Below are 22,178 nucleotides of genomic sequence, written 5' to 3'. Positions count from 1 at the left end.
TGCTCGAGGTTGGGTGGCGCTTCGCAGTGTTGTTACGCCGCAACTGCAAATGATAGCGACACTTGGGCACCCGCGACGGCCCCGTCGTCCACCCGGTTCTTCACGTCCACGCGGGCGCCGTGCTCGTCGGCGATCTTCTTGACCACCGCCAGTCCCAGGCCGGTGCCCTTGTCCTTGGTCGTCACGTACGGCTCGAAGGCACGCTTGAGGATGTGGTCCGGGAACCCGGTCCCGCTGTCCTGCACCACCAGGCGCACCCGGCGGTTGGATTCGTTCCACTGCGTGCGGATCAGCACGTCGGCGCGGCCCGTCCCCTCGGTGGCGTCCTGGGCGTTCTGCAGCAGGTTGTGGATCACCTGCCGCAGCTGCTGCGCATCGCCCAGGATCGGGGGACAGTGCGGGTCCAGCTCGGCGCGGATCGGCACGTGGGCGCCCGTCGCCGTCTCGCCCTCGCGCGCGTACAGGTGCAGCACGTCGCCGATCAGCGCATTCAGGTCGATGGGCTTGAGCTCCGCCGCCGGCAGCCGGGCATAGTCGCGGAACTCGTTGACCAGCCGTTTCATCGCATCGACCTGGTCGACGATGGTCTGGACCGACTTGCGCAGCACGGCACGCTCCGGCTCGGCCACCTTGTCGTCCAGCTTGTACGCCAGCCGCTCGGCCGACAGCTGGATCGGCGTCAGCGGGTTCTTGATCTCGTGCGCGAGGCGCCGCGCCACTTCACCCCAGGCCTGCATGCGCTGCGCCGACACGATCTCGGAGATGTCGTCGAACACCAGCAGGCGCGCCGACTTGCCCGGCACATCCGAGGGCATCTCGGCGCCGCGCGCCACCAGGGTGATGGCGTTGTTCTGGGCTGGCAACCCCGGCAGCGAGGCGTTGAGTTCGAACGACTCCTGCCAGTGGTCCAGGCCGTGCTGGCGCCGCTCGTTGGCGAACTCCTCGAACTGGGCCTGCACGTCGGCGCCGAACGCCTCCAGTCCCTCCACCTCGGCCAGCGGCTGGCCCTCGTGCGCCGCCAGCGGCACGCGCAGGATGCGCGTCGCGCCGGGATTGGCCGACTCGATGCGGCCCTGCTCGTCCAGCACGATCACGCCGGCCGTCAGGTTGTCCAGGATGGTCTGCAGGTGCGCGCGCGCGGCATTCACTTGCCCCATGCTCACCTCCACCGTCGCGCGCGCGTCGGCCAGCTGCTGGGTCATCTCGGCGAACGAGCGCGTCAGTCCGCCGAGTTCGTCCTTGCCCAGCAGCACCGGCTTGGGCGACAGGTCACCCGCCGCCACTTCCCGCACGCCCGCCGCGAGCAGCAGCAACGGCCGCGCGAGCTGGTTGCCCAGCAGCACGGCCAGGAAGATGGCGCCGAAGACGGAGAGGAACAGGCTGAGCGTCAGCGTGCCGATGTACATGCGCCGCAGGCCCTGCCGGGCCAGCGCGCGCTCCTGGTATTCGCGGTACGCCTCCTGCACCGCGATCGCGTTGGCCACCAGTGTCGGCGGCAGGCTCTGCGTGACCTGCAGGATGCGCGGCTCGGCCACGAGGCCCAGGCCCGGTCCCGGCACCACCGCCAGCGCCTTGATGCGCGCCTGGCTGCTGGCCATCGCGGTGGGCTCGTCCAGCCCCTCGATCACGGCGGTGGCGCGTTGCGCGCGCACGGTGCGCACCTGCTGGATGCTGGGCCGCTCGGGGTTGAGCAGGAACCGCGACTGGCCGGCGCTGGCGATCAGCTGGCCGCTGCCGCTCCACAGGATCAGGTCGTTGGCCGACAGCGGTTCGCGCATGCGCTCGAGCGCCAGCGCGGCCGACGTGTCGGGCGTGTCGGCCAGCAGCGCCGCCGACGACCGGGTCTTGTTGGCCAGGTCGTTGGCCAGCGTGTCGAGCGTCGAGCGTCCGAGGCTCAGGCCGGCGTCCAGCGCGCCTTCCACCTTCACGTCGAACCAGCTTTCGATCGAACGCGAAACGAACTGGTACGACACCACGTAGATGAGCAGGCCCGGGATGAAGCCCACCAGCGCGAAGATGGCGGCCAGCTTGACCAGCAGCCGGCTGCCGAACTTGCCGCGCCGCACGCGCGAGGCCAGGCGCAGCCCGACCCAGCCGATGACGAGCAGCAGCAGGCCCGCCACCACCATGTTGATCGCGAACAGCCGGCCGTAGTTGCGCTCGTACAGCTCGCGGTTGCCGGTCGCCTGCGTCAGCAGGAACATCAGCACGATGGCGATGGCCACCATCACCGCCGCGCCGACGAGCAGCGCCCACCGCACGGCCCTGGAACTGCCGAAGGTCGGCTTGCGCGCCGCGGGGGAGGCGGGCTGCGGGTTCACCGTCCGGTCTCGAGCGCCAGCCGCTGCGTGCGCGCGGCGCTGATGTTCCACTCGGCCTGCCCGACCGCGCCGATCTGGAACGGCCGGGGCAGCTGCGAGACGTCCAGGCGGAAGCGGTAGTCGACGCTGTACTTGGCGTCCGGCTCCAGGTCCGCCAGGTCGGCGATCTTCCAGCGCGCGACGCGCTTGACGGCGTCCAGCGCCTCCTCCTGCGTGTCGAAGCTCTGGCCGAGGGCCAGGCCCGAGCTGCCGATCGGCTGCGAGGACACCTGCAGCCGCCAGCGCCGGGTGAGCGGCTGGTAGGACAGCCGCATGTGGCGCTGCGCGCTGGCCACCTGCTTGTCGTACCAGTACCAGCGATCGCGCAGCAACGATGCCTCGGAGACGAAGAACATCGGGATGCCCTTGTGCAGCGCCTCCTCGATCGCCGGCGGCAGGTCGAAGCGCACGCCCGCGCTCAGCAGGACGCCGTCGTCCGAGCGCTCCAGGCGCAACTGCGTGACCTCGCTGTAGTCGGCCCGCGCCAGCCCGGCCGCCAGCAGCACCAGCACGAGGGCCAGCAGGCGCAGCGCCGGCTCAAACCGCGGCAGGCGCCTTGTCCAGCAGCGCGTAGAAAAAACCGTCGTGGTCACCCAGGGGATTGTCCCGGAGCGGCTCGCCCTTTTCGGCCGGTCCGGGGAGCAAATGGCCGGGGCCGGGTCGCAATTGGGCCGCTTTGTTGTTTGCAACAAACGCTCGCACCTGGCCCTCGCCTTCCTGCCGGAACACCGAGCAGGTGCAGTACAGCAGCCGGCCGCCGGGCCGCAGCAGCGGCCACAAGGCGTCGAGCAGCCGCTTCTGCTGGCCGGCCAGTTGCGGCAGGTCCGTCGGCCGCCGCAGCCAGCGCACGTCCGGGTGGCGCCGCACGATGCCCGAGGCGGTGCACGGCGCATCCAGCAGGATGCCGTCGAACGGCTGGCCGTCCCACCAGGCGCCGACGTCGGCCGCGTCGGCCGTGAGCACGCGCGCCCGCAGCCCCAGCCGTTCGAGCGTCTGGCCGATGCGGGCGGCGCGTTGCGGATCGATCTCCAGCGCGGTGACCTCGGCGTCGGCCGCCTCGAGCAGGTGGGCCGTCTTGCCGCCAGGCGCGGCGCAGGCGTCCAGCAGGCGCAGCGGCCGGCCCGCCACCGGCTGCAGGCCGTCGAGCAGCAGCGGCGCCGCCAGCTGGGCCGCGGCGTCCTGCACCGACACCAGGCCGTCGGCGAAGCCGGGCAGGTCGTCGACCGGGCGGGCCTGCACGAGCTCGATGCCGGCCGTGCCGACGGCGCGGCCCGGGATGCCGGCCGCCTGGTACTGGGCCAGCACCGCGTCGCGCTGCCCTTGCCGTGCATTCACGCGCAGGGTCATGGGCCCCGGGCGGTTGTTGGCCTGCAGGATCGCCTCCCAGCGCGCCGGGTGGTCCTGCCTCAGGCGGTCGATCCACCAGCGCGGATGGTTCCATTGCGCGACCGGATCGCGCTCGGTGGCGGCGACGAGCCCGTCGCGCTCGCGCAGGAAGCGGCGCAGGCAGGCATTGATGAAGCCGGACTGCGCCGCGGTGGCCGGCGAGCGCTTGGCGGCTTCCACCGCCTGGTCGACCAGCGTGAACGGGGTGTAGGGCGCGTCGGCCTCGCGCCAGCACAGCGCGAGCGCAGTGCACAGCAGGGCGTCCGCGGCCGGCGGCGGGGCGCGGCGCGCGAGCTGCTGGCGCAGCGCGTCGGCCCGGCCGAGTTGCCGCAGCGCCTGGAACGACAGGGCCTGCGCGCCCGCGCGCAGCCAGCCGTCCACGCGCGCCAGGGCGGGCGTGGCCGACTCGCCCGCGCGCACGGCCGCCAACACGGAAGCGGCAGCCTGAAGCTGCCGCCAGAGGGGAACGGGGGTCAAGGACAGGTCAGGTGCCCGGCTGCTTGGTCACGCGCAGGTAGGGCTTGACCGTCTTCCAGCCCTGCGGGAACAGCTTCTTGGCGTCCTCGTCGGAGACCGAGCCGGCGATGATGACGTCGTCGCCCTGCTTCCAGTTCGCGGGCGTGGCCACCTTGTACTTGGACGTCAGCTGCATCGAGTCGAGCACGCGCAGGATCTCGTCGAAGTTGCGGCCCGTGGTCATCGGGTAGGTGAGCATCAGCTTGATCTTCTTGTCGGGGCCGACGATGAACACCGAGCGCACGGTCTGGTTGGTGGCGGCGGTGCGGCCGTCCGCCGCGGCCTCCTCGGCCGGCAGCATGTTGTACAGCTTGGAGACCGCCAGGTCGCCGTCGGCGATGATCGGGTAGTTCACCTTCGCGCCTTGCGTCTCCTCGATGTCGCCCAGCCACTTGCTGTGGCTGTCGACCGGATCGACCGACAGGCCGATCAGCTTGGCATTGCGTTTGGTGAACTCGGGCTCGATGCGGGCCATGTAGCCCAGCTCGGTCGTGCAGACCGGCGTGAAGTCCTTCGGGTGCGAGAACAGGATCGCCCACTTGTCGCCGATCCACTGGTGGAAATCGATCTTGCCGTGCGTGGTGTCGGCCGTGAAGTTCGGCGCCGTGTCGTTGATGCGCAGCATGTGCTTCTCCTGGTCGTTGTCGAAGGGGGAATCGATGATGGTCGCGCTCGCCACCAGTGTCAAACGAGGGGGGCTTTGGGCGCCGGCATGGCCGGCAATCCGATGCCCGGCCGGAAGCCGAACAGCCAGGCCAGCAGCAGGGCCGGGAACTGGGCGATCGCGGCGTTGTACTGGTCGACCGCACGGCTGAAGCGCTCGGCCGCGGCGATGCACTGCAGCGTGATCTGGCCGCGCTGGGCGGTGAGCGTGTCGGGCAGGCGCGGGCCGGCCAGGTCGTGCAGGTCGTCGCGTTCGACGCGATCCCACGCGACGGCCAGCACCGATTGCGCGGCACCGAGCGCTTCCATGCGGTCGCGGTCGAGCGGCTTGTGCCGGGCGAGGGCAAGCGACGCGCGCAACTGGCCCGCCGCGCCCTGCAGCCCGCCCCAGAACGACGGCTGCGCGCCGTCGAAGATGGATTCGGGATCGCCCCCCACCAGCGTGTCGACCAGCTCCACTTGGCGCTGCAGCTGGGCGTCGAGTTCGGCGAACGCGGCGTTGGCCTCGCCGCGCAGGCGCACCAGCCGGTTGTAGGCGCCCACGCCCCAGAACAGCAGCACGGCGGCGGCGATCCAGGTGGCGAGCGAGGTGGTCATGGGTGCGGGATGAGCAACGAAAACGCCCCACCCCCGCGAGGGGATGGGGCGCCTAGTCTAGCGAAGCGCTGCGGTTACTCGCCCGCGGCGCCTTCGGTGGCTTCGGGCGCGGCCGCATCGGCACCGACGCCGGCCAGGTCGGCGGCCTCGGCTTCGGCGATGGCGCGGCGCTCGGCCTCGTCCATCGCGTCCTTGGCCTTGCGTGCCTGGTGGTACGCCATGCCGGTGCCGGCGGGGATCAGGCGGCCGACGATGACGTTTTCCTTCAGGCCGCGCAGCTCGTCGCGCTTGCCCATGATCGCCGCCTCGGTCAGCACGCGCGTGGTCTCCTGGAAGGAGGCCGCGGAGATGAACGAGTCGGTCGACAGCGAGGCCTTGGTGATGCCCAGCAGCAGGTTGCTGTAGGTCGCCGGGATCTTGCTGTCGGCACGCAGCGCGTCGTTGGTGTCGAGCATCTCCGAACGCTCGACCTGCTCGCCGCCGATGTAGCTGGACTCGCCCGGGTTCTCGACCACGACGCGGCGCAGCATCTGGCGAACGATCACTTCGATGTGCTTGTCGTTGATCTTCACGCCCTGGAGGCGGTAGACGTCCTGCACCTCGTCGACGATGTAGCGCGCCAGTTCCTCCATGCCCAGCAGGCGCAGGATGTCCTGCGGGTCCGCCGGGCCGTCGACCACGACTTCGCCCTTGTTCACCACCTGGCCTTCGTGCACCAGGATGTTCTTCTCCTTGGGCACCAGCTCTTCCCAGACCTTGCCGTCCGGATCGGTGATCTGCAGGCGGATCTTGCCCTTGGTCTCCTTGCCGAACGAGACGGTGCCGGTGACTTCGGCCAGCACGCCCTTGTCCTTGGGCGAGCGCGCCTCGAACAGCTCGGCCACGCGCGGCAGGCCGCCCGTGATGTCGCGGGTCTTCTGGCCTTCGATCGGGATGCGCGCCAGCACTTCGCCCGGCGACACGTCCTGGGCGTCGCGCACCTGGATCAGCGCGCCGACCTGGAAGCCGATGGTCACCGAGTGGTCGGTGCCGGGGATCTTCACCTCGCCGCCGCTGGCGTCGATCAGCTTGACCTGCGGACGCACCACCTTGGCCGAGCCGCGGCGCTTCGGGTCGATCACCACCAGCGTCGACAGGCCGGTGACCTCGTCGACCTGCTTGGCGACCGTCAGGCCCTCTTCCACGTTCTCGAACTTCGTCTTGCCGGCGAATTCCGTGATGATGGGTCGGGTCAGCGGGTCCCAGTTGGCCAGGATCGTGCCGGCCTTGACCTGCTGGTCGGCCTTGACGGCCAGCGTGGCGCCGTACGGCACCTTGTGGCGCTCGCGCTCGCGGCCGTGCTCGTCGTGGATGACGATCTCGCCGGAGCGGGCGATCACCACCAGCTCGCCCTTGCCGTTGGTCACGTAGCGCATCGTGCTGTTGAAGCCGATCACGCCGTTGGACTTGGCTTCCACGCTCGAGGCGATGGCCGCGCGCGAGGCGGCGCCACCGATGTGGAACGTGCGCATCGTCAGCTGCGTGCCGGGTTCGCCGATCGACTGGGCGGCGATCACGCCGACCGCCTCGCCGACGTTGACCAGGCCGCCGCGGCCCAGGTCGCGGCCGTAGCAGCGCGCGCACAGGCCGAAGCGCGTGGCGCAGGTCAGCGCGGTGCGAACCTTGACCTCGTCGACGCCGGCGGTTTCCAGTTCCTCGATCGCGTCCTCGTCCAGCATGTGGCCGGCGGCCACGATGACGGCGCGGGACTCGGGGTGCAGCACGTCCTCGGCGGCGGTGCGGCCCAGGATCCGGTCGCGCAGGGACTCGATCACCTCGCCGCCCTCGACGATGGCGCGCATCAGCGAGCCCTCGGAGGTGCCGCAGTCGTCCTCGGTCACCACCAGGTCCTGCGTCACGTCCACCAGGCGGCGCGTGAGGTAGCCCGAGTTCGCGGTCTTCAGCGCCGTGTCGGCCAGGCCCTTGCGGGCGCCGTGCGTGGAGATGAAGTACTGCAGCACATTCAGGCCTTCGCGGAAGTTGGCCGTGATCGGCGTCTCGATGATCGAGCCGTCCGGCTTGGCCATCAGGCCGCGCATACCCGCCAGCTGGCGGATCTGGGCGGCCGAGCCGCGGGCGCCGGAGTCGGCCATCATGTAGATGGAGTTGAACGACTCCTGGTCCACGTCCTTGCCGTGGCGGTCGGTGGTCTTTTCCTTGGCCAGCTGGGCCATCATGACCTTGGACACCTCGTCGCCCGACTTGCCCCAGATGTCCACCACCTTGTTGTAGCGCTCACCGGCGGTGACGAGGCCCGAGACGTACTGCTGCTCGATCTCCTTCACTTCCTTCTCGGCGCGGGCGATGATCTCGGCCTTTTGCGGCGGCACCAGCATGTCGTCGATGGCGATCGAGATGCCGGCCTTGGTCGCGAGGCGGAAGCCGTTCTGCAGCAGCTTGTCGGCGAAGACCACGGTCTCCTTCAGGCCGCATTTGCGGAAGGAGGCGTTGATCAGCTTGCTGATCTCCTTCTTCTTCAGCGCCTTGTTGATGTTGGAGAACGGCAGGCCCTTGGGCAGGATCTCCGACAGCAGCGCGCGGCCGACGGTGGTGTCCACCAGGCTGGTCGAGGGGACGAACTCGCCGGTGGCCTTGTCCTTGTTCCACTCGGTCAGGCGCACGCTGATCTTGGCCGTCAGTTCGACCTGGTTGGCGTCCAGCGCCCGGATCACCTCGCCGACGTCGGCGAAGACCATGCCTTCGCCCTTGGCGTTGATGCGCTCACGGGTGGTGTAGTACAGGCCCAGCACGACGTCCTGCGACGGCACGATGGACGGCTCGCCGTTGGCGGGGAACAGCACGTTGTTGGACGCCAGCATCAGCGTGCGGGCCTCCATCTGCGCTTCCACCGACAGCGGCACGTGGACGGCCATCTGGTCGCCGTCGAAGTCGGCGTTGAAGGCCGCGCACACCAGCGGGTGCAGCTGGATCGCCTTGCCTTCGATCAGGATCGGCTCGAACGCCTGGATGCCCAGGCGGTGCAGCGTCGGGGCGCGGTTCAGCAGGACGGGGTGCTCCTTGATCACCTCTTCCAGGATGTCCCACACCACCGGCGTGCCGCTCTCGACTTCCTTCTTCGCGGCCTTGATGGTGGTGGCGATGCCCATCGCCTCCAGGCGCGAGAAGATGAACGGCTTGAACAGCTCCAGCGCCATCAGCTTGGGCAGGCCGCACTGGTGCAGCTTCAGGGTCGGGCCCACGGTGATGACCGAGCGGCCCGAGTAGTCGACGCGCTTGCCCAGCAGGTTCTGGCGGAAGCGGCCGCTCTTGCCCTTGATCATGTCGGCCAGCGACTTCAGCGCGCGCTTGTTGGCGCCCGTCATCGCCTTGCCGCGGCGGCCGTTGTCCAGCAGCGAGTCGACGGCTTCCTGCAGCATGCGCTTTTCGTTGCGCGCGATGATCTCCGGCGCCTTCAGCTCGAGCAGGCGGCGCAGGCGGCTGTTGCGGTTGATGACGCGGCGGTACAGGTCGTTCAGGTCGGAGGTCGCGAAGCGGCCGCCGTCCAACGGCACCAGCGGACGCAGGTCCGGCGGCAGCACGGGCAGCACGTCCATCACCATCCAGTTGGGCTTGATGCCGGACTTCTTGAACGCCTCGAGCACCTTCAGGCGCTTGGCGTTCTTCTTGACCTTCACTTCCGAGCCGGTCAGGTCGCCGCGCAGCTTCTCGATCTCGATGTCGAGGTCGATGCCTTCGAGCAGGTCCTTGATGCCTTCGGCGCCCATCTTGGCGACGAACTCGTCACCGTATTCCTTGCGCTTGGCGTCGTAGTCGTCCTCGGACATGATGCCGAACTTCTTCAGCGGGGTCATGCCGGGGTCGGTGATGACGTAGGCCTCGAAGTACAGCACGCGCTCGATGTCGCGCAGCGTCATGTCCAGCACCAGGCCCAGGCGCGAGGGCAGCGACTTGAGGAACCAGATGTGCGCGCACGGCGCGGCCAGGTCGATGTGGCCCATGCGCTCGCGGCGCACCTTGGTCTGGGTCACTTCGACGCCGCACTTCTCGCAGATCACGCCGCGGTGCTTCAGGCGCTTGTACTTGCCGCACAGGCACTCGTAGTCCTTGATCGGGCCGAAGATCTTGGCGCAGAACAGGCCGTCGCGCTCGGGCTTGAAGGTGCGGTAGTTGATCGTCTCGGGCTTCTTCACCTCACCGAACGACCAGGACCGGATCTTCTCCGGCGAGGCCATGCCGATGCGGATGGCATCGAAATGCTCGTCCGGCGTGAATTGCTTGAACAGGTCGAGTAGCGATTTCATGGACTCAATCCCTTCCTAATTAAGACCGTTCCAGTTCCATGTCGAGACCCAGCGAACGGATCTCCTTGACCAGGACGTTGAACGATTCCGGCATGCCGGCTTCGATGGCGTGCTCGCCCTTGACGATGGACTCGTACACCTTGGTGCGGCCCTGCACGTCGTCGGACTTGACGGTGAGCATCTCCTGCAGCGTGTAGGCGGCGCCGTAGGCTTCCAGCGCCCAGACCTCCATCTCGCCGAAACGCTGACCGCCGAACTGCGCCTTGCCGCCCAGGGGCTGCTGCGTGACCAGGCTGTAGGGGCCGGTCGAGCGCGCGTGCATCTTGTCGTCCACCAGGTGGTGCAGCTTCAGCACGTGCATGTAGCCCACGGTGACCGGACGGTCGAACTGGTCGCCGGTGCGGCCGTCGTACAGGTGCGCCTGCGTGCGCGTGGCCGTCAGGCCCTTGCGCTGCGCGATGTCCTCGGGGAACGCCAGCTGCAGCATGCCGCGGATCTCGGCCTCGGCCGCGCCGTCGAACACCGGGGTGGCGAACGGCACGCCCTTGGCGAGCTCGCCGGCCATCTCCAGCACCTCGTCGTCGGACAGCTTGGCCAGGTCCTCCTTGCGGCCGGACTTGTTGTACAGCTCCTCGAGGAACTTGCGCAGCTCGGCCGCGCGGGCCTGTTGCTGCAGCATGTCGCCGATGCGCTGGCCGATGCCCTTGGCGGCCCAGCCCAGGTGCACTTCCAGCACCTGGCCCACGTTCATGCGCGAAGGCACGCCCAGCGGGTTGAGCACGATGTCGCACGGCGTGCCGTCGGCCATGTAGGGCATGTCCTCGACCGGAACGATCTTGGAGACCACGCCCTTGTTGCCGTGGCGGCCCGCCATCTTGTCGCCGGGCTGCAGGCGGCGCTTGACGGCCAGGTACACCTTGACCATCTTGAGCACGCCCGCGGGCAGCTCGTCGCCTTGGGTGAGCTTCTTGCGCTTTTCCTCGAACGCGAGGTCGAAGCTGTGGCGCTGCTGCTCGATCGAGTTCTTGATCGACTCCAGCTGCGAGGCCACGTCGTCCTCGGCCGGACGGATGTCGAACCAGTGGTACTTCTCGATCGACTCCAGGTAGGCCTTGTCGATCTTGGTGCCCTTGGCCAGCTTCTGCGGGCCGCCGTTGGCGACGCGGCCGTTGAGAAGCTTCTCGATCCGGTCGAACGCGTCGGCCTCGACGATGCGCAGCTGGTCGTTCAGGTCCAGGCGGAAGCGCTTGAGCTCGTCGTCGATGATCTGCTGGGCGCGCTTGTCGCGCTGGATGCCCTCGCGGGTGAACACCTGCACGTCGATGACCGTGCCCTGCGAGCCCTGGTCGACGCGCAGCGAGGTGTCCTTCACGTCGGAGGCCTTCTCGCCGAAGATCGCGCGCAGGAGCTTTTCTTCCGGCGTCAGCGTGGTCTCGCCCTTGGGGGTGACCTTGCCCACCAGCGTGTCGCCCGGCATGACCTCGGCGCCCACGTAGATGATGCCGCTCTCGTCCAGGCGGTTGAGCTGCTGCTCCGACAGGTTCGGGATGTCGCGGGTGATTTCCTCGGCGCCCAGCTTGGTGTCGCGCGCCATCACCACCAGCTCCTCGATGTGGATCGAGGTGTAGCGGTCGTCGGCGACGACGCGCTCGCTGATCAGGATCGAGTCCTCGAAGTTGTAGCCGTTCCAGGGCATGAACGCGACCAGCATGTTCTGGCCGAGCGCGAGCTCGCCCAGGTCGGTCGACGCGCCATCGGCCACGACGTCGCCCTTGGCGATCTTGTCGCCGCGCTTGACGATCGGTCGCTGGTGGATGTTCGTGTTCTGGTTGGAACGCTGGTACTTGATCAGGTTGTAGATGTCGACGCCGACTTCGCCGGCCTGCGCCTCGTCGTCGTTGACGCGCACCACGATGCGGGTGGCATCGACGTAGTCGACCACGCCGCCGCGGGTGGCGGTGACCACGGTGCCGGAGTCGACCGCGGAGACGCGCTCGATGCCGGTGCCCACGAAGGCCTTCTCGGGACGCAGCACCGGCACCGCCTGGCGCTGCATGTTGGCGCCCATCAGCGCGCGGTTCGCGTCGTCGTGCTCCAGGAACGGCACCAGCGAGGCGGCCACCGACACGATCTGCGCCGGCGACACGTCCATGTACTGGATGCGGTCGGCCGAGACCAGGATCGATTCGCCGCGCTCACGCGCGGAGACCAGCTCGTCCGTCAGGCGGCCCTGGCCGTCCAGCGCGGCGTTGGCCTGCGCGATCACGTACTTGCCTTCCTCGATGGCCGACAGGTAGTCGATCTCGTAGGTGACCTTGCCGTCGACCACGCGGCGGTACGGCGTCTCGATGAAGCCGTACTCGTTCAGGCGGGCGTACAGGGCCAGCGAGTTGATCAGGCCGATGTTCGGGCCTTCCGGCGTCTCGATCGGGCACACCCGGCCGTAGTGCGTGACGTGCACGTCGCGCACCTCGAAGCCGGCGCGCTCGCGCGTCAGGCCGCCCGGGCCCAGGGCCGAGACGCGGCGCTTGTGCGTGATCTCGGACAGCGGGTTGGTCTGGTCCATGAACTGCGACAGCTGCGACGCGCCGAAGAACTCCTTCAGGGCCGCGGAGATCGGCTTGGAGTTGATCAGGTCGTGCGGCATCAGCGGCTCTTGCTCAGCCTGGCCCAGGCGCTCCTTGACGGCCTTCTCGATGCGGGCGAGGCCGGTGCGGTACTGGTTCTCGGCCAGCTCGCCGACGCAGCGCACGCGGCGGTTGCCCAGGTGGTCGATGTCGTCGACTTCACCGCGGCCGTTGCGCAGGTCCACCAGGATCTTAACCACCGCGAGGATGTCCTCGTTGGTCAGCACCATCGGGCCGGTCGTCTCGTCGCGGCCGACCTTGGCGTTGAACTTCATGCGGCCCACGCGCGACAGGTCGTACGTGTCCGGGTTGTAGAACAGGCGCTGGAACAGGGCCTGCACCGCGTCCTCGGTCGGCGGCTCGCCGGGGCGCATCATGCGGTAGATGGCCACGCGGGCGGCGAACTCGTCCACCGTCTCGTCCACGCGCAGCGTCTGGCTGATGTACGGGCCCTGGTCGAGCTCGTTGGTGTAGATGCACTGGATGTCCTGCACGCCGGCGGCGCGCAGCTTCTTGAGCAGCGCTTCGGTCAGCTCGTCGTTGGCCTTGGCGATGATCTCGCCGGTGTCCTGGTCGACGATGTTGCGCGCCACCACGCGGCCGACGAGGAAGTCCTCGGGCACGCTGATGTGGGTGGTGCCGGTCTGCTCCAGCTCACGGGTGTGGCGCGCGGTGACGCGCTTGTCCTTGGCGACGACGACCTTGCCGGACTTGTCGGTGATGTCGAAGCGGGCCACCTCGCCGCGCAGGCGCTCGGGCACGAACTCCATCTGCGCGCCGGCGTCCATCAGGCGGAAGTTGTCGTTGACGAAGAAGTTCGCCAGGATCGACTCGGGCGTGAGGCCGATCGCCTTCAGCAGGATCGTCACCGGCATCTTGCGGCGGCGGTCGACGCGGAAGTACAGCATGTCCTTCGGGTCGAACTCGAAGTCCAGCCAGGAGCCGCGGTAGGGAATGATGCGGGCGCTGAACAGCAGCTTGCCCGAGCTGTGGGTCTTGCCCTTGTCGTGCTCGAAGAACACGCCCGGCGAGCGGTGCAGCTGCGAGACGATCACGCGCTCGGTGCCGTTGATGATGAACGAGCCCTTGTCGGTCATCAGGGGCACCTCGCCCATGTAGACCTCCTGCTCCTTGACTTCCTTGACCACCTTGGACTGCGGCGTCGACGACTCGCGGTCATAGATGATCAGCTGCACCTTGGCGCGCACGGCCGAGGAGTAGGTCAGGCCGCGGGTCTGGCATTCGCGCACGTCGAACGCCGGCTTGGCCAGGTTGTATTCGATGAACTTCATCTCGACAAACCCGTTGTGCGAGACGATCGGGAATGCCGCGTCGAACGCGGCCTGCAGGCCCTCGTTGGTGCGCTTCTGCGGCGCCATGTCGGCCTGCAGGAAGGCGGTGTACGCGTCCTTCTGCATCTGCAGCAGGTAAGGCACTTCGAGCACGCTGTCGCGTTTGCCGAAGCTCTTGCGGATGCGCTTGCGTTCGGTATAAGAGTAGGCCATGAGATCTCCGGGCTATTGAGCTCTTGCGCAACTGACGCGCCGGACCTTGAGGAAGGCCCGGCGTTGCTTGGCGGGTTGGCCACTACCAACCATGGCGGACGGCCGTGCATTGCACACGGCCCGAACCAAGGTATCTCCTGCAGTCGGGGTCAGAAGACACTCGAAAACTCTGGGGAACCCTCTATTGGGCCAGCGTTTTCGGGTGTGTTCAGTCCACACCTATAGAAGCACCAAAGGCTGGAGGCCCTTTCGGGCGTCTCCAGCCTCGGTGCGAAGGGCGAATTACTTGAGTTCGACCTTGGCGCCGGCTTCTTCCAGCTTCTTCTTGGCAGCGTCGGCGTCGGCCTTGGCGATGCCTTCCTTGACGGGCTTCGGAGCGCCGTCGACCAGGTCCTTGGCTTCCTTCAGGCCCAGGCCGGTGATCTCGCGCACGGCCTTGATGACCGACACCTTGTTGGCGCCGGCTTCCAGCAGCATCACGGTGAATTCGGTCTTCTCTTCCGCGGCGGGGGCGGCGGCGCCACCGGCACCACCGGCGGCCGGGGCGGCCATGGCCGCGGCGGACACGCCGAACTTCTCTTCGATCGCCTTGACCAGGTCGTTGAGTTCCATGACCGACATGCTGTCCAGCGCGGTCAGGAATGCGTCTTTGTCGAATGCCATTTTGTGTTTCCTAGGATTGGGTTACAGGGGCCGCGCTCAGGCAGCGGCCGCTTCGGTTGCTTCGCCTTTGTTGGCCGCCAGCGCGCCCAGCACCACGGCGGTGCGGGAGATCGGCGACATCAACAGCCCGCACAGCTGGGCCAGCAACACTTCCTTGCTCGGAATGTTGGCCAGCTGCTTCACGCCGTTGACGTCCAGGGCCTTGCCCGCGAAAGCGCCGCCGCGGATGACCAGCTTGTCGTTGGTCTTCGCGAAATCGGCCACCACCTTGGCGGCGGCCACAGCGTCCACGGAGAAGCCGTAGATCAGCGGGCCGGTCATCTGGTCACCGACGACTTCGAACTGGCTGCCAGCCACAGCACGGCGAGCCAGGGTGTTCTTCAGAACACTCAGGTTCACGCCCTTGCTGCGCGCTTCGTTGCGCAGTTTCGTCATGTCGGCGACCGTGATGCCGCGGTATTCCGCCATCACCAGCGTTTGAGCTTTTGCGGCGAGGCCGGTCACTTCTTCAATGACCGCTTGCTTCTCACTGCGATTCAGACTCAAGGTCTACTCCTTCCAATGTGCCTTCGGGTTCGCACCGTCCGGCACGCCTACAGTTGCAGCGACCAACCTCGAGGAAACTTCTCAATTCCATCTCGGCGGGATCGCCATCTGCGCTGGCCCGGCCCCACGGCCCGTCGATTAAGCGCATTGCTGCGCACCAGCGGTCTCGGATGGCCTGGCGCAGCCGCCTGCGCGGCGCCGCCAGCCCACCACACCGGCCGCCCCTTGCGGGTCGGCCGGGATTTCTTGCGATTACGCCGAGAGGGTCTGGAGGTCCACCCGGACGCCCACACCCATCGTCGACGACACCGCCACCTTCCTCAGGTAGATGCCCTTGCTCGATGCCGGCTTGGCCTTGTTCAGCGCATCGATCAGCGCCGCCAGGTTGCCCTGCAGCTTGTCGGTGTCGAACGAGCGGCGGCCGATCGTGCCGTGCACGATGCCGGCCTTGTCGACGCGGAACTGCACCTGGCCCGCCTTGGCGTTCTTCACCGCGGTGGCCACGTCCGGCGTCACGGTGCCCACCTTGGGGTTCGGCATCAGGCCGCGCGGGCCCAGGATCTGGCCCAGCGTGCCGACCACGCGCATCGCGTCGGGGGCGGCGATCACCACGTCGAACGGCATGTCGCCGGCCTTCACGCGGGCGGCCAGGTCGTCCATGCCGACCACGTCGGCGCCGGCGGCCTTGGCTTCCTCGGCCTTGGCGCCCTGGGCGAACACGGCCACGCGCTTGGTCTTGCCGGTGCCGTTGGGCATCACGACGGCGCCACGCACCACCTGGTCGGACTTCTTGGCGTCGATGCCCAGCTGCACGGCCACGTCGATGGACTCATCGAACTTGGCGGTGGCGGCTTCCTTGACGATCGCCAGCGCGTCGGCCAGCGGGTACAGCTTGTTGCTGTCGACCTTGCCCTCGAGGGCTTTCTGCTTCTTGGTCAGCTTGGTCATTTACAGGCCCTCCACCGTCACGCCCATCGACCGGGCGGAGCCGGCGAGGGTCTTCACGGCCGCATCGATGCTGGCCGCGTTCATGTCCTTCAGCTTGGTCTTGGCGATCTCCTCGAGCTGCGCGCGGGTGATCTTGCCGACCTTGTCGCTGTGCGGCGTCTTGGAGCCCTTGTCCAGCTTGATCGCCTTCTTGATCAAGGTGGTCGCCGGCGGCGTCTTGATGATGAAGGTGAAGCTCTTGTCCGCGTAGGCGGTGATCACAACCGGCAGCGGCAGGCCCGGCTCGACACCCTGGGTCTGCGCGTTGAACGCCTTGCAGAACTCCATGATGTTCAGGCCGCGCTGACCCAGCGCGGGGCCGATCGGGGGCGACGGGTTGGCCTTGCCAGCCGGCACTTGCAGCTTGACGAAGCCGACAATCTTCTTTGCCATGTCTTGCTTTCCTTGCGGGTGATAACGCCTCGGTCCTGCGACCTCGGCTCCCCGGGGTTGACGACTCTTCCTCTTGCGATCCGCGCCGAGTCGGCGAGCGCGAACCTACCAATCAGTGGGGGCAGGACACCGCTTTCGCCGGCGGCCCGCCCCGCGGGGGCTCAGGTCTTCTCGACCTGCGAGAACTCGAGTTCGACCGGCGTGGCGCGACCGAAGATCGTCACCGACACGCGGACCTTGCTCTTTTCGTAGTTGACCTCCTCGACCGTGCCGTTGAAGTCGGTGAACGGGCCGTCCTTGACGCGCACGTACTCGCCCACCACGAATTCGACCTTGTGGCGGGGCTTCTCGACGCCCTCTTCCATCTGGCCCAGGATCTTGGCGACCTCGTCCTCGGAGATCGGAGCCGGGCGGTTCTTGGCGCCGCCGACGAAGCCGGTGACCTTGTTGGTGTGCTTGACCAGGTGCCAGGTGTCGTCGTTCATCACCATCTGCACCAGCACGTAGCCGGGGTAGAAGCGGCGCTCGGACGTGCGCTTCTGGCCGTTCTTGATCTCGACCACTTCCTCGGTGGGCACCAGGATCTCACCGAACATGTCCTGCATGCCGGCGCGGTTGATGCGCTCGCGGATGTTGCGCTCGACAGCCTTTTCCATGCCCGAGTACGCGTGCACCACGTACCAGCGCAGGTCGGGATTGGCCGCCTTGGCGGGCGCGGCCTGGTCGGCGGAGCCGCTCTGGGTGGTGTCGGTGTCGCTCATTTAGTGCTTCCAGCCCAGGATCAGGTCGTAGAACACCCATTCCAGGGTCTTGTCGGTCAGGAACAGGAACAGGGCCATGATCACGACGAACGCGAACACGTAGGCGGTCATCTGGATGGCCTCCTTGCGGGTGGGCCACACGACCTTGCGCACTTCCTTCCAGGCATCGCGGCCGAACGCCGCCAGTTCCTTGCCGGACTCGGACGTCATGAACACGACGAACGCCGCGGCGAGGCCCACCACGAGCGCGCCCCACTGGGCCACCGGGCCCTGGCGGCCGAGCAGGTAGAAGCCCGCGAGCGACGCGATCACCAGGGCGATCGCCGCCGCGAGCTTGGCCTTGTCGGCGCCCGTGCTGACGGTTTCAACTTGCGAAGTGGCCATGAAAGGCGTGTTCCTGCTTGGTTTTCACACCGTCCTCACAGACGGTGAAGCCCGTCACGCGGACGGGCTTGGTTTGGGTCGGGCGCCACTCAGGTGGCAGGGGCAGTAGGAATCGAACCTACAACCTTCGGTTTTGGAGACCGACGCTCTGCCAATTGAGCTATACCCCTCCGGCTCGGCTTCCCGAGTTATTCCATGATCTTGGCGACGACGCCGGCGCCGACGGTCTTGCCGCCTTCGCGGATGGCGAAGCGCAGGCCTTCTTCCATGGCGATCGGGGCGATCAGCTTGACGGTGATCGTCACGTTGTCACCAGGCATCACCATCTCCTTGTCCTTGGGCAGCTCGATGGAGCCCGTCACGTCCGTGGTGCGGAAGTAGAACTGGGGACGGTAGTTGTTGAAGAACGGCGTGTGGCGGCCGCCCTCGTCCTTGCTCAGCACGTACACCTCGGCGGTGAAGTGCGTGTGCGGCTTGATCGAGCCGGGCTTGCACAGCACCTGGCCGCGCTCGACTTCCTCGCGCTTGGTGCCGCGCAGCAGGATGCCCACGTTGTCGCCAGCCTGGCCCTGGTCCAGCAGCTTGCGGAACATCTCCACGCCCGTGCAGGTGGTCTTGAGCGTCGGCTTGATGCCCACGATCTCGATTTCCTCGCCGACCTTGATGATGCCGCGCTCCACGCGACCGGTCACCACCGTGCCGCGGCCGGAGATGGAGAACACGTCTTCCACCGGCATCAGGAACGCGCCGTCGATCGCGCGCTCGGGCGTCGGGATGTAGGTGTCCAGCGCCTCAGCCAGCTTCATGATGGCCTGCTCGCCCAGCTCGCCCTTGTCGCCTTCCATGGCCAGCTTGGCCGAGCCCTTGATGATCGGGGTGTCGTCACCGGGGAAGTCGTACTTGGACAGCAGCTCGCGCACCTCCATCTCCACCAGCTCCAGCAGCTCGGCGTCGTCCACCATGTCGCACTTGTTCATGAAGACGATGATGTAGGGCACGCCCACCTGGCGCGCCAGCAGGATGTGCTCGCGCGTCTGCGGCATCGGGCCGTCGGCGGCCGACACCACCAGGATCGCGCCGTCCATCTGGGCGGCGCCGGTGATCATGTTCTTGACGTAGTCGGCGTGGCCCGGGCAGTCCACGTGCGCGTAGTGGCGGTTGGCCGTCTCGTATTCCACGTGCGCGGTGTTGATCGTGATGCCGCGCGCCTTCTCTTCCGGAGCAGCGTCGATCTGGTCGTAGGCCTTGGCTTCACCGCCGAACTTGGTCGACAGCACCGTCGTGATCGCCGCCGTCAGCGTCGTCTTGCCATGGTCCACGTGGCCGATGGTGCCCACGTTCACGTGCGGCTTGGTGCGCTCGAATTTACCTTTTGCCATTTTTTCGCCTTCCGAAAAAAGAACTGCTCACGAAACGTTTTTTGGTGCCCTTGGCGGGAATCGGACCCGCGACCTCTCCCTTACCAAGGGAGTGCTCTACCACTGAGCCACAAGGGCGAAATTCTTTTCGCCGGCCGTCGACAACCTTCGTGGAGCGGGAGACGGGAATCGAACCCGCGTCATTAGCTTGGAAGGCTAAGGTTCTACCATTGAACTACTCCCGCATCGGGCGCAATTCACGAGCCCCTGGCGGAACCGCCCGCCACACGGCAGACGGCCATCCCTTCAGCTACCACTCGATCGTCACACTTGCACTTTCGCCAAGGCCTCTCGCAAGACCTGGTGGAGGAGGCTGGATTCGAACCAGCGTAGGCGTAAGCCAACAGATTTACAGTCTGCCCCCTTTAGCCACTCGGGCACCCCTCCGGCGAACCTCGAAATATACCACGTTTCACCCGCGATAGCGCTGTGCTGTCCGGTCGAAACCGCGGCGGCCCGCGCCGCTCAGTCCGGCAGGGCGAAAAAGCCGGGGTGGCCGCGCTCGGCCAGCCAGTCCCGCGCGCGGGCGAAGTGACCGCAGCCGAGGAAGGGCACCGGCGGGCGGGCGGCGGACAGCGGCGACGGATGGTTGGCCTGCAGGATCAGCACCTCGCGGCCGTGCTCGGCGGCGGTGCGCTCCACCAGCGCGGCCTTGGCCTGCGCATGCGCGCCCCAGAGCAGGTACACGCAGGGCGACGCCTGCGCGGCGACCTCCCGCACGAGCGCGTCCGTGAGCGATTCCCAGCCGCGCCTGGCATGGCTGGCCGGCAGGCCTTCCTCGACGGTGAGCACCGCGTTGAGCAGCAGCACGCCGTGCCCGGCCCAGTGCATGAGCGAACCGCAGGCCGGCAGCGGCCGTCCGCTGTCGCCCAGCAGTTCCTTGTAGATGTTGCGCAGCGACGGCGGCAGCTTCACCCCCCGCGGCACCGAAAAGGACAGCCCCTCGGCCTGGCCCGCCCCGTGGTACGGGTCCTGGCCGAGGATGACCGCGTGCACGTCGGCCAGCGCGGTGGACTCGAGCGCGCGCAGCGGCCGCGGCGGAAAGATCACCGCGCCGGCGGCCAGCCGCTCGCGCAGGAATTCGCTCAGCCGGCGTCCCTCGTCACTGTCGAAGAAGCGCTGGACGACCGGCCGCCAGCCCGGCGCGAGCGGCACTGCGGCCGGCTCCCAGTCGCGCAACCGCGCCGGTGCGTCGCCGTCCAGAAGCAATTCGGCCTGCTGCATGCGCCGCTCAGGCGCCGAACAGCGCGGCCAGCGCCTCGCCCGGTGCCTCGGCCCGCATGAAGGCCTCGCCCACCAGGAACGCATGCACGCCCGCCTCCCGCATGCGCCGCACGTCGTCCGGCCGCAGGATGCCCGACTCGGTGACCAGCAGGCGGTCGGCCGGCACGTCCTTGAGCAGCCCGAGCGTGGTGTCCAGCGAGACCTCGAAGGTGCGCAGGTCGCGGTTGTTGATGCCCACCAGCGGCGTCTTCAGGCGCAGTGCGCGCTGCAGCTCGGCGCCGTCGTGGACCTCGACCAGCACCGCCATGTCCAGCCCGCGGGCGATCGCCTCGAGCTCGGCCATGTGCGCGTCTTCCAGGCAGGCGGCGATCAGCAGGATGCAGTCGGCCCCCATGGAGCGCGACTCGTAGACCTGGTACGCGTCGACGATGAAGTCCTTGCGCAGCACCGGCAGGTCGCACGAGGCGCGCGCCTGCTTCAGGTAGTCGGGCTGGCCCTGGAAGAACTGGCGGTCGGTCAGCACCGACAGGCAGGCGGCGCCGTGCTCGGCATAGCTCTGCGCGATGTCCGCCGGGATGAAGTCGGGACGCAGCACGCCCTTGCTGGGGCTGGCCTTCTTGATCTCGGCGATGACCGCGCTGTGGCCGGCGGCGATCTTGCGCCGCAGCGCGCCGACGAAATCGCGCGTGAGCACGCGGCTCTCCGCGTCGGCCCGCAACACCTCCAGCGGCAGCTTCTTCCGCGCGGCGGCGATCTCCTCGCGCTTGACCGCGACGATTTTCTCCAGGATGTCGGCGGCCATCGTCAAACCCCCAGCTGCCGCGTCAACGCGCAGAACCGCTCCAGGCGGTGCTTGGCCGCGCCCGAGTCGATCGCCTCGCGCGCGCGCTGGATGCCGGCGGCGATCTGGTCGACCACGTTCGCCGCGTACAGCGCCACCCCCGCATTCAGCAGGACGATGTCGCGCGCCGCGCCCGCCTGCCCGTCCAGCACCGACAGCAGCATCGCCTTCGACTGCTCGACCGTCTCCACCTTGATCGCGCGGTTGCTGGCCATGGCCAGGCCGAAGTCTTCCGGGTGGATCTCGTACTCGCTCACCTGGCCGTCCTTGAGCTCGCCGACCAGGGTGGCGGCGCCCAGGCTCACCTCGTCCATGCCGTCGCGGCCGTACACCACCAGCGCATGCTCGGCGCCCAGGCGCTGCAGGGCGCGCACCTGGATGCCGACGAGATCGGGATGGAACACGCCCATGAGGATGTTGGGCGCGCCGGCGGGGTTTGTGAGCGGCCCGAGGATGTTGAAGATGGTGCGCACGCCCAGCTCCTTGCGCACGGGGGCCACGTTCTTCATCGCCGGGTGGTGGTTGGGCGCGAACATGAAGCCGATGCCCACCTCCTGCACGCAGCGGGCGATCGCCTCGGGCGTGAGGTTGATCTGCACGCCCAGGCTCTCGAGCACGTCGGCGCTGCCGGACTTGCTGCTGACGCTGCGCCCGCCGTGCTTGCTCACCTTCGCCCCGGCGGCGGCGGCCACGAACATGGAGCAGGTGGAGATGTTGAAGGTGTGCGAGCCGTCGCCGCCGGTGCCGACGATGTCGACCAGGTGCGCGCGGTCGGCGACGTGGACCTTGGTCGAGAACTCGCGCATGACCTCGGCGGCCGCGGTGATCTCGCCGATGGTCTCCTTCTTCACGCGCAGGCCGGTGATGAGCGCGGCGGTCATGACGGGCGAGAGCTCCCCGCTCATGATCATGCGCATGATCTTGAGCATCTCGTCGTGGAAGATCTCGCGGTGCTCGATGGTGCGCTGCAGCGCCTCTTGCGGGGTGATCGGCATGGTCCTCTCCT

The 22,178-nt window shown here is 67.8% G+C and carries 17 protein-coding genes and 4 tRNA genes; all 21 read right to left on the bottom strand.

Annotated features, from left to right (window positions below; genetic code table 11):
• Nucleotides 1–32: 32 nt before the first annotated feature.
• On the bottom strand, nt 33–2,321 hold the full coding sequence (locus AC3ANR_RS02570) for a sensor histidine kinase (RefSeq protein WP_488290313.1): 2,289 nt from the start codon (nt 2,319–2,321) through the stop codon (nt 33–35).
• On the bottom strand, nt 2,318–2,953 hold the full coding sequence (locus tag AC3ANR_RS02565; protein ID WP_488290312.1) for a DUF4390 domain-containing protein: 636 nt from the start codon (nt 2,951–2,953) through the stop codon (nt 2,318–2,320). Before AC3ANR_RS02565 ends, AC3ANR_RS02570 begins: the two co-directional genes overlap by 4 nt.
• Nucleotides 2,898–4,229 carry a 16S rRNA (cytosine(967)-C(5))-methyltransferase RsmB gene (gene rsmB, locus AC3ANR_RS02560; protein WP_488291741.1) on the bottom strand — a complete coding sequence of 444 codons (1,332 nt, stop codon included), beginning with the start codon at nt 4,227–4,229 and terminating at the stop codon, nt 2,898–2,900. Before rsmB ends, AC3ANR_RS02565 begins: the two co-directional genes overlap by 56 nt.
• Before the next feature lies 1 nt (nt 4,230).
• The gene (locus AC3ANR_RS02555) at nt 4,231–4,887 is read right to left on the bottom strand and encodes a peroxiredoxin (protein WP_488291740.1); all 657 of its coding nucleotides are present in this window, start codon (nt 4,885–4,887) and stop codon (nt 4,231–4,233) included.
• A 59-nt stretch (nt 4,888–4,946) separates the two neighbouring features.
• Entirely contained in the window at nt 4,947–5,522 is a 576-nt protein-coding gene (locus AC3ANR_RS02550) for a LemA family protein (RefSeq protein WP_488290311.1), read from the bottom strand.
• Nucleotides 5,523–5,596: 74 nt separating this feature from the next.
• A complete protein-coding gene (gene rpoC / locus AC3ANR_RS02545) occupies nt 5,597–9,823 on the bottom strand; it encodes a DNA-directed RNA polymerase subunit beta' (RefSeq protein ID WP_488290310.1) in 4,227 nt (1,408 codons plus the stop codon).
• Nucleotides 9,824–9,842: 19 nt separating this feature from the next.
• The gene (gene rpoB / locus AC3ANR_RS02540; protein WP_488290309.1) at nt 9,843–13,955 is read right to left on the bottom strand and encodes a DNA-directed RNA polymerase subunit beta; all 4,113 of its coding nucleotides are present in this window, start codon (nt 13,953–13,955) and stop codon (nt 9,843–9,845) included.
• A 282-nt stretch (nt 13,956–14,237) separates the two neighbouring features.
• Nucleotides 14,238–14,618 carry a 50S ribosomal protein L7/L12 gene (gene rplL, locus AC3ANR_RS02535; protein ID WP_488290308.1) on the bottom strand — a complete coding sequence of 127 codons (381 nt, stop codon included), beginning with the start codon at nt 14,616–14,618 and terminating at the stop codon, nt 14,238–14,240.
• Nucleotides 14,619–14,654: 36 nt separating this feature from the next.
• On the bottom strand, nt 14,655–15,164 hold the full coding sequence (gene rplJ / locus AC3ANR_RS02530; protein ID WP_488290307.1) for a 50S ribosomal protein L10: 510 nt from the start codon (nt 15,162–15,164) through the stop codon (nt 14,655–14,657).
• 252 nt (nt 15,165–15,416) lie between these two features.
• Nucleotides 15,417–16,112, bottom strand: coding sequence for a 50S ribosomal protein L1 (rplA, locus tag AC3ANR_RS02525; RefSeq protein ID WP_488290306.1), 696 nt, complete (start codon nt 16,110–16,112; stop codon nt 15,417–15,419).
• On the bottom strand, nt 16,113–16,544 hold the full coding sequence (rplK, locus tag AC3ANR_RS02520) for a 50S ribosomal protein L11 (RefSeq protein ID WP_488290305.1): 432 nt from the start codon (nt 16,542–16,544) through the stop codon (nt 16,113–16,115). It lies immediately after the preceding gene.
• A 161-nt stretch (nt 16,545–16,705) separates the two neighbouring features.
• On the bottom strand, nt 16,706–17,305 hold the full coding sequence (gene nusG, locus AC3ANR_RS02515) for a transcription termination/antitermination protein NusG (RefSeq protein ID WP_488290304.1): 600 nt from the start codon (nt 17,303–17,305) through the stop codon (nt 16,706–16,708).
• A complete protein-coding gene (gene secE, locus AC3ANR_RS02510) occupies nt 17,306–17,689 on the bottom strand; it encodes a preprotein translocase subunit SecE (RefSeq protein ID WP_488290303.1) in 384 nt (127 codons plus the stop codon).
• A gap of 94 nt (nt 17,690–17,783) precedes the next feature.
• A tRNA-Trp gene (locus AC3ANR_RS02505) sits at nt 17,784–17,859 on the bottom strand.
• Nucleotides 17,860–17,877: 18 nt separating this feature from the next.
• Nucleotides 17,878–19,068 (bottom strand): elongation factor Tu, encoded by a 1,191-nt coding sequence (gene tuf / locus AC3ANR_RS02500; protein ID WP_488289895.1) that lies wholly within the window; start codon nt 19,066–19,068, stop codon nt 17,878–17,880.
• Between the two features lie 42 nt (nt 19,069–19,110).
• Nucleotides 19,111–19,185, bottom strand: a tRNA-Thr gene (locus AC3ANR_RS02495).
• Nucleotides 19,186–19,218: 33 nt separating this feature from the next.
• Nucleotides 19,219–19,292 (bottom strand) — tRNA-Gly (locus tag AC3ANR_RS02490).
• A gap of 116 nt (nt 19,293–19,408) precedes the next feature.
• Nucleotides 19,409–19,494, bottom strand: a tRNA-Tyr gene (locus AC3ANR_RS02485).
• Nucleotides 19,495–19,572: 78 nt separating this feature from the next.
• Nucleotides 19,573–20,331: a uracil-DNA glycosylase gene (locus AC3ANR_RS02480; RefSeq protein ID WP_488290302.1), complete on the bottom strand. Its 759-nt coding sequence runs from the start codon at nt 20,329–20,331 to the stop codon at nt 19,573–19,575.
• Nucleotides 20,332–20,338: 7 nt separating this feature from the next.
• Complete coding sequence (gene trpC, locus AC3ANR_RS02475; RefSeq protein WP_488290301.1) at nt 20,339–21,133, bottom strand: indole-3-glycerol phosphate synthase TrpC; 795 nt, start codon at nt 21,131–21,133, stop codon at nt 20,339–20,341.
• Nucleotides 21,134–21,135: 2 nt separating this feature from the next.
• Entirely contained in the window at nt 21,136–22,167 is a 1,032-nt protein-coding gene (gene trpD, locus AC3ANR_RS02470) for an anthranilate phosphoribosyltransferase (RefSeq protein WP_488290300.1), read from the bottom strand.
• Nucleotides 22,168–22,178 lie beyond the last annotated feature (11 nt).

The organism is Ramlibacter sp. JJN2-2R, from assembly GCF_057747835.1.
Note: the sequence above shows the minus strand (reverse complement) of the source record. Positions and strands in the feature narration are given on the sequence as shown.